A 12,474-nucleotide genomic window follows, 5' to 3' on the forward strand; every position below is an offset into this window, starting at 1 on the left:
TTTGAATAGAGGAGCCCACGTGCACACCATCGCGTTGATTTTTGGCGGTCGCTCGAGCGAACACGGCATTTCGTGCGTCACTGCAGGTGGAATTCTTCGCCAGATTGATCGCTCTCGCTTCAGTGTCGTGCCTATTGGTGTGACGAGCGAGGGACGCTTTGTCGAGGTGACGGGGGATCCCGAGCACTGGCAGATTAAGAATGGTGCTGCCCCGCACGTTCCCGACTCGGGCGACGAGATCATCCTCCAGCAGTCGCGCCTCGGTCAGGGAAAGGTTGAGCTGCGCGTCGTGCGTGAAGGTGGGCGCATAGAGCACCTTGCCGATATCGATGCGGTGTTTCCGCTTCTTCACGGCCCATACGGCGAGGATGGCACGATCCAGGGCCTCTTCGAATTGTGGGATGTCCCTTACGTTGGCTCGGGCGTGCTCGCCTCGGCCGTGTCGATGGATAAGGAGTTCACGAAGCGCATCCTCGAGGGTGCGGGACTCAACGTCGCGCGAGGCATCGTGGCGCACGAGAGCGAGCCGCGCGAGAATCTTCACGCACGCATCGCTGGGCTCACCTTCCCGCTCTTCGTGAAGCCTGCTCGTGCGGGCTCGAGTTTCGGTGTCACGAAGGTGGAGGCGTTCGAGCAACTTGACTCCGCGCTCGAGGAGGCCTTCCGCTTCGACCCAAAGGTTCTCATCGAACAGGGTGTTGAAGGTCGCGAGGTTGAGTGCGGCGTGCTTCAAGGTGTGCGCGGTGAGGAGCCGCGCACGAGCCTCCCCGGTGAGGTCGTGATCGGTAGTGATCTCGAGTTCTACGATTATGAATCGAAGTACTTCGGCAAGGGAACGGTCACTATCGATATCCCTGCATCGATCCCCGAGGCGCATATTTCCTCGGTACGTGAGGTAGCCGCGCAAGCGTTCAAGGCACTCCAATTGGAGGGGCTCGCGCGCGTGGACGTATTTGTGACCGAGGCTGGAGAGGTCATCGTCAACGAGGTCAACACGATGCCGGGCTTCACGCAAATCTCGATGTTCCCCGTGCTGTGGGAAAACATGGGGCTCTCCTACACCGACCTTATTGGGTGCCTGATCGACAATGCTCTCGAGCGCAGCGTGGGGCTTCGCTAGGCGCGATCGTGTCGTGCCCTACTCAAAGTCCTCGAATGCGAGGCAGCGCCCTCCCGATTGCGGAATCTGCGAGATGAGGCCCGCGAGATCGATCGCCGCGGCGCTCGGCTGATCCGGCGCAACCTCGCGAGGAATGGTGAGGTCAACGGCGGGTTCGCGGCCGTAGGTCGTCATGTGCACGACCCCTCGTTTGTCGTCTTCCTTGACGATCCAGTCGATCTCCGTGCCGTTACGCGAGGCTATTGTCGTGCATAGGTCGGTTGTGGGCGGGGGAGGGGTAACGCCGCATCGAAGCACGATCGTGGCACCGCCGGAGCCCCACGCGGCTGTTGACTGAGCCGTGGTTTCACTGCGGTCGAGGCCAAGAAGCACGTCAGGAAGCGCCACGATGACCTCCGCGCACAGGGGATTCGCGGGGTCGGCTTCTGGTGTTGGCACAGCTACGCCGGCGCACGAGACCAGCGAAAGGGCACTCCCTAGTGCGAGTACACTGGCGATTACGCGGCGAGTGATGCGCAGGGGTGCCAGAACCGAGGGCGTGCGAATCATGAACACCACCCTAACTCTCTGACCGAAGAGTGAGTGCCTGGACGAAAGCTGATAATCTTGGTGACCATGAGCGAGAAGTACGCACTCACGCCCCGCACCGAGCAGCTTTTCCCCGAAGGGCCGCATGTCACGGTGCGTATGCTCGATCATTCGAGCGATGCTGAATTGAAGCAGTACTGGGATCTTTACCGCGTTCTCGATGAAGAATATTGTGGCTCCCACGAGCGTCGTACACCCGCCGAGCTTCGGGTGGAACACGAGGACAGCGACCAAAAGCGTTCATACCAGATCGTGGCGGAAGTCGAGAGTCTCGAAGGCGCCCGAATGATCGCGGGTCTTGCCGAGCTTGAGCTCCCGCTTATCGAGAACACCGACGCACAAGAGATCGACCTTGTCGTGTATCCCGCGTGGCGAGGCAAGGGCATCGGCACGATGCTCACGGATGCTCTCCGGGAAATCATCAAGAGCGAGGCTCGCCCGAAAGGTTTTGGCTACGCACTCGCCCACGTGGATTCGACCCAGGAGGAAAATGAACTTCCTGCCTCGAGGATTGCGGCCCGGCTCGGGCTCAAGAAGGTCGCCACGGAGGTCGTGAGCACTGTTTCACTCCCACTCGATCGTGACCTCGTTGAGGATCTCCACGTCGAGGTTGAGGCCTCTCTTGGCAAGTACCGCATCATTACGTGGGAAGGCGATGTGCCGGAAGAGCACATGGAGCAATGGTGCGTGCTGCTCAATCAGATGGGTACTGATGCGCCGAACGAGGACTCCAAGCTCGAGACGCCCCAGTACGACGAGGAGCGAGTGCGTGAGATCGAAGCGAGAAGTGCCGCGCGTGGCTATCAACGCCTTACAGCTGCCGCCCTCGCCCCGAACGGAACTTTTGCTGGCACCTCGTACGTGATGTTTCGCGAGGATGGTTCGCGGCTTGCCGAGCAGGCCATTACCGTTGTGATGCCCGAGCATCGTGGCCACAACCTTGGTCTCGCGCTCAAGCTCATGACGCATCGCCTTTTGACCGAGACTGCGCCGAAAGTTGATGTGATCCGCACCTACACGAACCACACCAACACGCACATGAATGCTGTGAACAAACGCCTTGGCTATCGCGCGGTCGCGAAAGAGCTCGCGTTCGAAGGCAAGCTCAGGGAGATCTGAGTGCCGGAGCACGAACGGAGCCTCGGCGAACTTGGCGAATCGGGCATTCTCGCCCGAATTTTCCCGTTCTTTGAGCAACACGATGACGATATCGTCGTCGCCCCGGGCGATGATTGCGCCGTCGTGCGCGCCTCGGGCGAGCTCGTGTTCACGACCGATGCCATGGTTGAGGGCTACGACTTCATCCTCGGGATTTCCGATCCCGTGAGCATAGGCCGCAAGGCCGCGGTGCAGAATCTCGCAGATGTGGCAGCGATGGGGGCGAAGCCTCGCTGGTTGCTCACGACCGTCCTCGCGAGCAAGGACGCTTCGATCGAGATTCTTGAAGGAATTGCCGAAGGAATCGCGCAGGAAGCTCGCAAAGTCGGTGCTTCGGTCGTCGGCGGGGATCTCGGTACTGCGCGCGACCTTACGATCTCGATTACGGCCATCGGTGAGCTTTCAGCGCCCGGCACGGCTGTTCTCCGCACGGGTGCACGGGCAGGCGATGTTCTCGCCGTGGGTGGGGAGGTGCTCGGGCTCAGTAGCGCTGGTCTCGCTCAGGTACTTGGGAAGTCCGACGGTACTTTGCCCGACCTCGATGCCCTGGGAGAGGAGGTTACGCGCCTCGCAAAACGCGCTCTCTCGTGGCACCTTGCGCCCGAACCCGCCATCACGGCGGGATGGGGCTCGGGGCGCCGAGCAAGCGCGATGATCGACATCTCGGACGGCCTCGTGCGCGACGCGAATCGGATTGCCCGTGCGAGCCGAGTGAATCTCGACCTTTCGCGCGCGGCGCTCGAGAACGATCGCGCTCTCCTCGCGCCTCTCGCCGAAGCCTTCGGCGTGGACCCCATGGAGTGGGTTCTCGGCTCTGGGGAGGAACACCTCATGCTCGCGACCTTCCCCGCGCAGATATGGAAGAACAGCGCCGAGGTGCGCGCCGACTTTCGTGAAATCGGCCGCGTGAATGCATGCGAGGGCGAGGGCGGCGTTGTGCTCGACGGCTCCCCGCTTGCGCTGCATGGTTGGGACCACTTTTCCCTTTAGGGTAGGAAAATGCCTTCCATGCCGATCATGCCGACAAATCCCGCACCCGGATCGCCCGGAAAGTCCCAGTGGACCCGCAACCTCGAGCGCAACCCGAATCATTCTCAGTGGTACATCGAACGCTGGGAGCGTATGCGAGAGGAGGGCAAGGATATCGATGGCGAGGCGCGGTTGATCGATGCACTCGCGCCGCGTGGCGCGAGGATTCTCGATGCCGGAAGCGGAACAGGCCGCGTGGGCGCGGAACTCGCTAAGCGTGGGCACGATGTTGTGGGCATTGACCTCGACCCCACTCTCGTGGCACACGCCGAGCGAACATCCCCCGGGCCGCGGTGGTTCACGGGCGATCTCGCGGAATCCTGCGAGATTCTCGGGGTGGGTTTCCTCGGTTCTTTCGACGTCATCGTCGCGGCGGGCAACGTCGTCTCCTTTATCGCCGAGAGCGATAGGCGCCGAGTGCTCGAGAACTTCGCGAGGCTACTGAGCCCCGGAGGTCGCCTCGTTTCAGGCTTTGGTACGGCACGCGGGTACTCGCTCGAGAGCTATGTCGCGGATGCCTCCGCGGCCGGTTTCGATGACCCGCAGGTCTTTTCGACATGGGATCTTCGGCCTGCGAGCGAAGATCCGGGATTTGCGGTCGTGATCTCCCCGAAGCCCGCTTCCGAATAAGTGAGCCCTGCCGTTTGTGTGGTTCCTCCGGTGATCTCGGTGGGGGAAGGTGTCAGCGCGCAGAAGCGTACGCGTCGAGGAATACGAAAAGGGACCTCCCCGAGGGGAGGTCCCTTCATAAGTATTCGCTCGGGCAGTGCCCGGATGCTCAGGCGGCGCGCTGAACCTTGCCGGCCTTGAGGCACGAGGTGCACACGTTGAGGCGCTTCGGGGTGCCGCCAATCACGGTGCGCACGGACTGGATGTTGGGGCTCCAGCGGCGCGAGGTGCGACGGTGCGAGTGGGAAACGCTCTTGCCGAAGCTCGGGCCCTTGGCGCAAATGTCACACTTGGAAGCCACGGTGTTCTCCTGAATAATCGCTAACGTACTTGATCTTGTGCGCCGAGGCTCATGCAGCGAGTCGAGCCGCGTAGCGCTGGGCAACCCCAAAAGCATAGCCCACTCGCGCGAGAAGAGCGATAGGGGCCCGCTTATATCCCCTGTGTAGTCAGCCACACCGCACCGCGGGGCGTGAGAGAATGCGGTGAGTAACGGCGGCGCGGAAGGAGCATGCGTGGTTCAGGCGAAGGCCGACGGTTTCCCCGCAGGCCTCTTCACTCCAAAGGAGAGTGCTGCCGCGCGCGGGCTCGGGGCACGTGACCTCGAAGACCTCGTGCGGATTCCGCCTCGCCGGTACGCCGCGCCCGGCCCCCTTCGCGACCTTCGACACTTGAGCGAGGGCGAAGACATTTCCGTGATCGTGACCGTCGAGCGCACGCGCGAGCGCACGATGAAAAACCGCAGGGGGACCCTCCTCGACGTGCGCGTGCGCGATGACGAGGGAGAGAGCATCCAACTGACCTTCTTCCTCTTCAAGGCCCACCTCGTGAGCTGGCACATGAGCCGCCTACGCGAGGGCACGCGGGTCCTTGTGAGTGGAACCGTTTCGCGGTATCGAGGTGAGAACCAAATCGCCCACCCCGATTACGTGCTTCTCGCGGAGAACCCTTCTGCGGAGGAAGAGCGCGATATTGCGAAGGCGCTCGAGCCAGCTCCCGTGTACCCCCTTCGAGGCTCGGCTACGCAGAAGCTCATGCGCGCGGTTTTCGCCAAGGCGTTGAGACACGCGAGCGACCTTCGCGAAGTGATCCCCGCGGCGATCAGGCGCGAGCGCAACTTGCCGAGCATTCACGAAGCTGCGCGGCTCCTTCACGCACCCCACGAAAGTGAGGATGTCGAGCGTGCCCTGAGGTACTTCCGCTTCGAGGAGGCCTTCATCATCCAGTCGATCTTCGCAAGGCGGCGAGCGCAGGATGTCGCAGATTCCGCGCCGGCCCTCGCGACGTACGGGGCCCTCAGCCGCGCCCTCGACGAGCGCCTCCCTTTTCAACTCACGCCGTCGCAAGAGGAGGTTGGGGAGCAGATCGCCGAGCGGATCGCCGAGTCGCATCCCACGTCGCTGCTCCTCCAGGGCGATGTGGGCTCAGGAAAAACTGTCGTTGCGCTTCGGGCCATGGCTCGCGCCGTTGATTCCGGCTACCAAGCTGTGCTCCTCGCTCCAACAGAAGTTCTCGCCCGCCAGCACTACTCCACAATCACGACGATGCTCGGTGATCTTGCACGCCGCGGGCACCTCGATGCACATGAGGCGGCTACGCGAGTGAGGCTCCTCGTGGGCGCACAGAAAGCCTCCGAGCGCCGAGAGAGCCTTCTCGATCTTATGAGCGGCGAAGCAGGAATCGCCGTGGGTACTCACGCACTCTTGACCGACAACGTTGATTTCTTGAAGCTCGGCCTTGTGATCATCGACGAGCAGCACCGCTTTGGCGTGGATCACCGTCGCCAGCTCCGCATGAAGGGGCCGGGGGAGCTTCGCCCACACATGATGGTCATGACAGCGACGCCGATTCCCCGTTCGGCGGCTCTTGCTCTCGTAGGCGACCTCGATTCGCTCACGCTCAAGGGACGTCCGCGCGAAGGCGCCGACGTTTCCTCCTTCGTCGTTCCCCTCGGGGACGATGTATGGCGTGAGCGCATGTGGGAACGCGCCCTCGAAGAGATCCGAGCGGGACGCCAGGTCTTTGTCGTGTGCCCGCGCATCGACCCAGATGAGGCGGCTGAAGTCGGTGAAGTCGAAGCGTCTGGCGCCCCTCCCGTGCTCTCCCTCGGAATCGACCACCCTCTCCACGCAGTGACCCCGACGCTCGAGACACTTCGTGCGAAACCGGGGTTCGAACCTGTCCGTATCGAGGAACTCCACGGCAGACTATCGAGCGACCTCAAGCGCGAGCGGATGGAGGCCTTTGCCGCCGGCGAGATCGATGTGCTTGTCGCGACCACCGTGATCGAAGTAGGCGTTGACGTTCCGAACGCAAGCGTCATGATCGTGCTCGATGCCGAACGCTTTGGTCTCGCTCAGCTCCATCAACTTCGCGGTCGTATCGGGCGCGGGGAGCAGCCCGGCATCGCGTTCTTTGCGACGCAGTTTGGGCGGGGGAGCGCGCAGCACGCCGGGCTCACGGAACTTGCGGGGACGACGGATGGTTTTGCCCTCGCCGAGCTTGATCTCGAGCGTCGCGGCGGTGGCGACCTCGTGGGAGATATCCAGTCAGGCACCTCCGTTGCCGTGCGGTTCCTTGATGTGGGCCGCGACGCGCGCATGATCCTCGAAGCCCGCGAAGATGCGCTTGTGACCGAGGCGCTTGCACGCGGCTCCCTCACGACGAGTAGCCTCGAACCGCCTACTCCGGGCGAACTCGACGCGCTCGATGCCGCGATCGCTCGCCACAGCACCCGCGGTGTCGACGACCTCGAAAGGAGCTGATCATGCCCCGCATCATTGCTGGAAGGCTCGGTGGACGCCCCGTGCCATCGCCTCCCACGAATCGCACGCGACCCACGAGCGACCGCGTGCGTGAAGCACTCTTCTCGAGGCTCGACGCCTGGGGAGTCATCGAAGGTGCCTCGGTGCTCGACCTTTTCTCGGGTACCGGCGCTCTTGCCTTCGAGGCGCTCTCCCGCGGAGCGGACTTCGCCGTTCTCGTCGAAGCTCATCGCCCAACGGCGAAAGCGATCGGCGAGGCCGCCCGTACGCTCGGCATCGAGTGTGCTCTCAGGGTCGAATGTGGCCAGGCAAGCGTCGGACCGCGGCCCGAAGGGCCCTTCGCCCTCGTGTTTGCCGACCCGCCCTACTCCGTTGCGACGGGCGAACTCGCGCGCCTTGTGACAGGGCTAGGCGAGGCGGGCCAACTTGCCGACGAGGCGACGATCGTTCTCGAACGCTCCGCTCGTAGCGAGAAGACCCCGCTACCCGCGCACTTCGTGGATGAAGGACACCGCGATTTCGGCGACACGAGAGTCGAATACTTCACCTACCTCGACCCAGCGATCACGGAGGCGAGCCGGTAGGCTTAACGCATGCTCACCGCGCTCATTCCGGGCTCATTCGACCCGTTCACGCTCGGCCACCTCGATCTCGTGAGACGCGCGCATGCGCTCAGCGATCGCGTAATTGTCGCCGTTGCCCATAATCCCCATAAGAATGCGCGCATCCCCTTCGACGCGCGCTGCGAGGCGATCCGTGAGACCCTCGAGAGCGAGGGCCTCGCCGGTAGGGCGAGCGTTGAGAAACTGCCCGCTGGCCTCCTCGTGGATGGCGCGAAGAAGCTCGGCGCGACCCACCTCGTCAAGGGGCTGAGGAACGCCCAGGACCTCGCCTACGAAGAATCCATGGCACGCGCCAACATGGATCTCGGCTTGCTCGACACGCTCTTCCTGCTGACCGATCCCGCACTCGCGCATGTGTCAAGTTCGCTCGTGCGCGAGATCTACGCGCTCGGTGGCGATATCACGCCATATCTTCCCGACCCTTCCGCTCGCGCCCTCGAGGCCGCACATGCCCATTCCGCCGCAGACTCTAAGGAGCAGTCATGACCGATACGAAGGGCCGGCGCCCAGAGCGCCTCCACAGCAAGAAAGAGGCCCAGGCCGAGAAGCCGTTCAACGCGGGCCTCGACCTGGAGATCGACGCGGTCGATCTCATTCATAAAATCGGCTCGCAGCGAAGCATCACCCGTACGGCCTCATCCGAACAGCCCGTGGGTGACCCGGAATTCGCCGTGAAGCCCGGAGACGAGATCGAGGTCGACGCGAGCCTCGAATCTGTCGACGAAGGAATTTACGTGACGGGCACGGCGAGCGCCGACGTCCACGCCGAATGTTCGCGCTGCCTCGACCCCATTGAGGAACACCTCGATGTGCGTTTCGACGAGCTCTTCACCTATCCCGAGAAGGTTCCCGCGGAGCTCGAAGGTGAAGACGTCCCCGTTCTCGAGGGCGACGTGATTGATCTCGGTCCTCTCGTGCACGATGCCTTCGCGATGGCCGCGCCCTATCAGCCGCTGTGCCGCGAGGACTGCCCGGGCCTGTGCCCACAGTGCGGAATGCGCATGGAGGAGGATCCGGAACACGAACACGTGGTGTACGACCCGCGGTTCGCCGCGCTCGCCGGTTTTCTCGAGAACGATGAGGAAAGCGAAGGCGGCGAAGAGTGAGCCGCAAGAGCAAACGGAAGGCAGTTCCCCACCTCGAGGATCGCTCGGAACTGATCGCTTCGCTTCCGCTCAAAGGCGAGCTCGATCCCGATCTGCTCGACCTCGCGCTCACGCACCGCTCGTACAGCTTCGAGCACGATGAGTGCCCGCAAAACGAGCGCCTCGAATACCTCGGCGATGCCGTCTTGAGCCTCGCTGTGGCTGATCATCTCTACCGCGCCTTTCCCGATGCGCCCCAGGGATCGCTCTCTCGTCGGCGCTCGACGGTCGTAAGTACGCGTGCCCTCTCGCACATTGCACGACTACACAACCTCGGCGCGTACCTCAAGCTCGGCAAGGGCGAGGCGCTTACGGGCGGGCGCGATCGCGATTCCGTTCTTGAGGATGCAGTTGAAGCGATCATCGGCGCCGTGCACTTGAGTCTTGGCGCGGAAGCGGCGCGCGTGTTTGTGCTCGAGCTTCTCTCACCGATTCTCGACGACGACACGTTCATGCTCGGCGCCTTCGACTACAAGTCCCGGCTTCAGGAGATCGGTGCGCTCCTTGGCGCCGTTCCTACCTACACTTACGAGGAGTGGACCGAAGGCGATGCCGAGCGATTCCGAGCGCACGTAAGCGTAGGCGATTCGCTCGCGGGCACGGGCGAGGGCACGAGCAAGAAAGGTGCCGAAATGGAGGCCGCCCGCTGCGCCGTTCTCGGCTACTACAGCGCGCGCGGCGAAACCTTCACGATGTTCGAGGATTAGGCGCTTCATGCCCGAACTTCCCGAAGTCGAGGTTGTGCGACGCGGCCTCGAGCCGTTTGTGGTCGGCCGCGTGATCGAGCGCGTTGAAGTGCGCGAGGAACGCTCGCTCAAGCGCCACGCGGGCGGCGCAGAAGCCTTCGTGCGCACGCTCGAGGGACGGGAAATCCGGGAGGTTGCGCGAAGGGGAAAGTTTCTTTGGGCGCCCCTTTCCGACGCTCGCCGCACCACGTCGAGCCCGAGCTCAATCGGTGAGGCCCTCGTGATGCATCTTGGAATGAGCGGTCAGCTTCGCGTCTACGCGGGGGAGAGCACTCAATCCGCGCAAGCGTCAGAACTGCCGCTAAGAGAAGGACCAGCAAGCGACCCGGAGAGGCACCTGCGGATCCGTGTGCACATGACCGGCGGCACCCGGATCGATTTCCTCGACCAGCGAATCTTCGGCGGCATGCACGTGAGTTCTCTTGTCCCCACACCGGATGGTCTCGCGGCTGGTGTCGGCACGGATCTTCCAGCCATCCCCGAGAGCGCTGCGCACATCGCCCGCGACCTCCTAGACCCCGCGCTCGACGAGCCCGGCCTCATTCGTCGCATACGCACGCGAAAGTCCCCCATCAAGGCGGTCATCCTCGACCAGGGCACCGTGAGCGGCGTGGGCAATATCTACGCCGACGAGGCGCTATGGGAGGCGCGGCTCCACTATGCACGGCCCGCGAGTGGGATCTCGAGTAGAAAGATTCGCGAGTTGCTCACGGCGTGCCGAGGTGTCATGCAGCGTGCCCTCGAGGTGGGTGGAACGAGTTTTGATTCGCTCTACGTCAACGTTGACGGGCGGAGCGGATACTTTGCGCGCTCACTCAACGCCTACGGAAAGCACGGCACCCCGTGCCCGCGCTGCAGCCGGCCACTCGTGCGAGTCCAATTCCAGAACCGCTCGAGCCACTACTGCCCCTACTGCCAGCGCGCGCGCTAAATGTGCGACTGGCGGGGCCGCGGCTGCACCGAAAAATTCAGGCGACCTGAACTCGTTCGTCGCCCGAGACATATTCGATAGCGAGCCCGCCGCCAACGGCTTCGAGGTATCGACGAATCGTGCCGACCTTTGCATTTTCAAGGTCTCCTCGCTCAATCTTAGAGACCTGGCGCTGGCCAACGCCGATCCGCTCCGCTAGCTCAGCTTGGGTGAGGCCCTGCTGCTCCCGAAGCTCGCGAAGACGGTAAGCCCGAACTTCGGCAAGCATTCGCTCTTTGTGCTCCTCAACTCGTTCCCGATCCACGGGATACTCGTCGAGGAAGTCCTTCAGTGTCGTGTTCAAGTCGGCTACTCACCTTTCAATCTGTGAAGATGTTCGTCGAACAGATCGTCGGCCAAGGGGATGTTCTTCCTATACCAGCGGGTCCAGTTCCCTGCCTTATCGCCGGCGACCAGCATGATCGCTGCTCGCTTTGGGTCGAAAGCGAACAGAATTCGCAGTTCGGAGCGTCCAGACGACCCTGGGCGGAGCTCCTTCATGTTGCGATGACGTGAAGCCCGCACCGTATCCACAAGTGGACGCCCGAGTTGCGGGCCATGCGCTTCTAGGAGCTCGATTGCCGCCACCACTTGCTCTCGTGAGTCGCGATCAAGCGTCTTTAGCCAATCGACGATCAAACTGATGTCAACGGTCCACACGCGATCGAGTATAGACCTTGGAGGTTCTGTGATGGAAGTGGGGTCCTTGATGAATGCAGGTAACGCGGCTTGAGTGCCAATCGAGCCACTACTGCCCCTATTGCCAGCGCCTGCGCTCAACACGTTAAAGGGGCAACCAGCCCGTCTCACCAATCGTGATGACCGCCCACGGCGGAAGCTTCCACGAATGCAGCAACTCCGAGCCGCAGCGGCACCGAGTGTCGTTGACATATGGCAATCCTCGTTTCTCAGACCGGGTAAACCGCATATGCGTACGACTTGCCGTTTCGTCGGGGCATTTGGTCCCTGTTCGGCTAAGATGTCCTGTTAGTGACTGTGACGACCTCGAACAACCGAACTGGAGAGTAGCGCGTGAGCGAAGTAAGCGGCGAACAGTACCGCGTCATGATTGTCGATGACCACGAAGTTGTGCGTCGCGGCATCGTTGCCGTCATCGATGCAGATGCGCGACTCAGCGTTGTCGCTGAAGCAAGCACCGTGAGCGAAGCCAAGCGTCGGCTCCCCGCAGTGCAGCCCGATATCCTCGTCACGGACCTCCAGCTTCCCGACGGCACGGGCATTGACGTCATGAACGCGGCCCGCAAAGAAAACGAGAACCAGACGATGCTCGTTCTCACGTCGTTCAATGACGAAGCAGCGATTCGAGAATCCCGCGCGGCAGGCGCCTCCGGTCTCCTTCTCAAGTCAGTTCGCTCAAACGAAATTATCTCGACGATCATCAATGTCGCGAACGGAGAAACCGCGTGGCCCGCGGGAGGAACGAGCGAAGAGGAGTTCGATTTCTCCGCGGTTGAGCGACGCATCGTGGAGTACATCGGCGACGGCCTCGCCAATCGCGAGATCGCGGATCAACTCGGCGTTGCCGAAAAGACCGTCAAGAATCGCATCACTGGCATCCTTCACAAGATGGGCCTCCAGCGCCGTACTCAAGTAGCCGCGTGGGTCGTTGCACGCCGTCGTGCCGACTGGAAGTAGTACCG

15 protein-coding genes are annotated in these 12,474 nt (G+C 62.5%); 11 read left to right on the top strand and 4 right to left on the bottom strand.

Translation table 11 applies throughout. The annotated features are described in order from the left end of the window. The first annotated feature begins 19 nt into the window (after positions 1-19). Complete coding sequence (locus tag M3B90_RS03225) at positions 20-1,120, top strand: D-alanine--D-alanine ligase family protein (protein WP_259888609.1); 1,101 nt, start codon at positions 20-22, stop codon at positions 1,118-1,120. A gap of 18 nt (positions 1,121-1,138) precedes the next feature. On the opposite strand, the gene M3B90_RS03230 is transcribed toward M3B90_RS03225, so the two are convergent. Further along, positions 1,139-1,669 (bottom strand): DUF3515 domain-containing protein, encoded by a 531-nt coding sequence (locus tag M3B90_RS03230; protein WP_259888610.1) that lies wholly within the window; start codon positions 1,667-1,669, stop codon positions 1,139-1,141. 66 nt (positions 1,670-1,735) lie between these two features. Between M3B90_RS03230 and M3B90_RS03235 the strand changes: the two genes are divergently transcribed. From M3B90_RS03235 to M3B90_RS03245, 3 genes are read left to right on the top strand one after another with little or no spacing between them, the layout of a single operon-like run. Next, positions 1,736-2,827 (top strand): GNAT family N-acetyltransferase, encoded by a 1,092-nt coding sequence (locus M3B90_RS03235; protein ID WP_259888611.1) that lies wholly within the window; start codon positions 1,736-1,738, stop codon positions 2,825-2,827. After that, positions 2,828-3,856: a thiamine-phosphate kinase gene (gene thiL / locus M3B90_RS03240; RefSeq protein WP_259888612.1), complete on the top strand. Its 1,029-nt coding sequence runs from the start codon at positions 2,828-2,830 to the stop codon at positions 3,854-3,856. It begins immediately after the preceding gene. Positions 3,857-3,874: 18 nt separating this feature from the next. After that, entirely contained in the window at positions 3,875-4,525 is a 651-nt protein-coding gene (locus M3B90_RS03245) for a class I SAM-dependent methyltransferase (RefSeq protein ID WP_311199930.1), read from the top strand. 148 nt (positions 4,526-4,673) lie between these two features. Here the strand turns inward: M3B90_RS03245 and rpmB are convergent, their stop codons facing one another. Then, on the bottom strand, positions 4,674-4,865 hold the full coding sequence (gene rpmB / locus M3B90_RS03250) for a 50S ribosomal protein L28 (protein WP_065247957.1): 192 nt from the start codon (positions 4,863-4,865) through the stop codon (positions 4,674-4,676). A 214-nt stretch (positions 4,866-5,079) separates the two neighbouring features. Between rpmB and M3B90_RS03255 the strand changes: the two genes are divergently transcribed. From M3B90_RS03255 to mutM, 6 genes are read left to right on the top strand one after another with little or no spacing between them, the layout of a single operon-like run. Next, on the top strand, positions 5,080-7,329 hold the full coding sequence (locus M3B90_RS03255; protein ID WP_259888614.1) for an ATP-dependent DNA helicase RecG: 2,250 nt from the start codon (positions 5,080-5,082) through the stop codon (positions 7,327-7,329). 2 nt (positions 7,330-7,331) lie between these two features. Next, positions 7,332-7,913, top strand: coding sequence for a 16S rRNA (guanine(966)-N(2))-methyltransferase RsmD (gene rsmD, locus M3B90_RS03260; protein ID WP_259888615.1), 582 nt, complete (start codon positions 7,332-7,334; stop codon positions 7,911-7,913). Positions 7,914-7,922: 9 nt separating this feature from the next. Then, on the top strand, positions 7,923-8,438 hold the full coding sequence (gene coaD / locus M3B90_RS03265) for a pantetheine-phosphate adenylyltransferase (protein WP_259888616.1): 516 nt from the start codon (positions 7,923-7,925) through the stop codon (positions 8,436-8,438). Next, positions 8,435-9,058 carry a DUF177 domain-containing protein gene (locus M3B90_RS03270; protein ID WP_259888617.1) on the top strand — a complete coding sequence of 208 codons (624 nt, stop codon included), beginning with the start codon at positions 8,435-8,437 and terminating at the stop codon, positions 9,056-9,058. The genes coaD and M3B90_RS03270 overlap by 4 nt, the downstream gene beginning before the upstream one ends. Next, complete coding sequence (gene rnc / locus M3B90_RS03275; RefSeq protein WP_259888618.1) at positions 9,055-9,804, top strand: ribonuclease III; 750 nt, start codon at positions 9,055-9,057, stop codon at positions 9,802-9,804. Before M3B90_RS03270 ends, rnc begins: the two co-directional genes overlap by 4 nt. A 7-nt stretch (positions 9,805-9,811) precedes the next feature. Continuing rightward, positions 9,812-10,774 (top strand): bifunctional DNA-formamidopyrimidine glycosylase/DNA-(apurinic or apyrimidinic site) lyase, encoded by a 963-nt coding sequence (gene mutM, locus M3B90_RS03280; protein WP_259888619.1) that lies wholly within the window; start codon positions 9,812-9,814, stop codon positions 10,772-10,774. A 37-nt stretch (positions 10,775-10,811) separates the two neighbouring features. Here mutM and M3B90_RS03285 read toward each other — a convergent pair whose 3' ends face one another. Together M3B90_RS03285 and M3B90_RS03290 are read right to left on the bottom strand one after the other, a co-directional pair. Continuing rightward, the gene (locus M3B90_RS03285) at positions 10,812-11,117 is read right to left on the bottom strand and encodes a helix-turn-helix domain-containing protein (protein WP_259888620.1); all 306 of its coding nucleotides are present in this window, start codon (positions 11,115-11,117) and stop codon (positions 10,812-10,814) included. A 5-nt stretch (positions 11,118-11,122) separates the two neighbouring features. Then, positions 11,123-11,473, bottom strand: coding sequence for a type II toxin-antitoxin system RelE/ParE family toxin (locus M3B90_RS03290; RefSeq protein ID WP_259888621.1), 351 nt, complete (start codon positions 11,471-11,473; stop codon positions 11,123-11,125). A 405-nt stretch (positions 11,474-11,878) separates the two neighbouring features. Between M3B90_RS03290 and M3B90_RS03295 the strand changes: the two genes are divergently transcribed. Beyond that, a complete protein-coding gene (locus tag M3B90_RS03295) occupies positions 11,879-12,469 on the top strand; it encodes a response regulator transcription factor (RefSeq protein ID WP_259888655.1) in 591 nt (196 codons plus the stop codon). The last annotated feature ends 5 nt before the right edge of the window (positions 12,470-12,474 follow it).

The organism is Dermabacter sp. p3-SID358 (assembly GCF_025147465.1).
GTDB lineage: Bacteria > Actinomycetota > Actinomycetes > Actinomycetales > Dermabacteraceae > Dermabacter.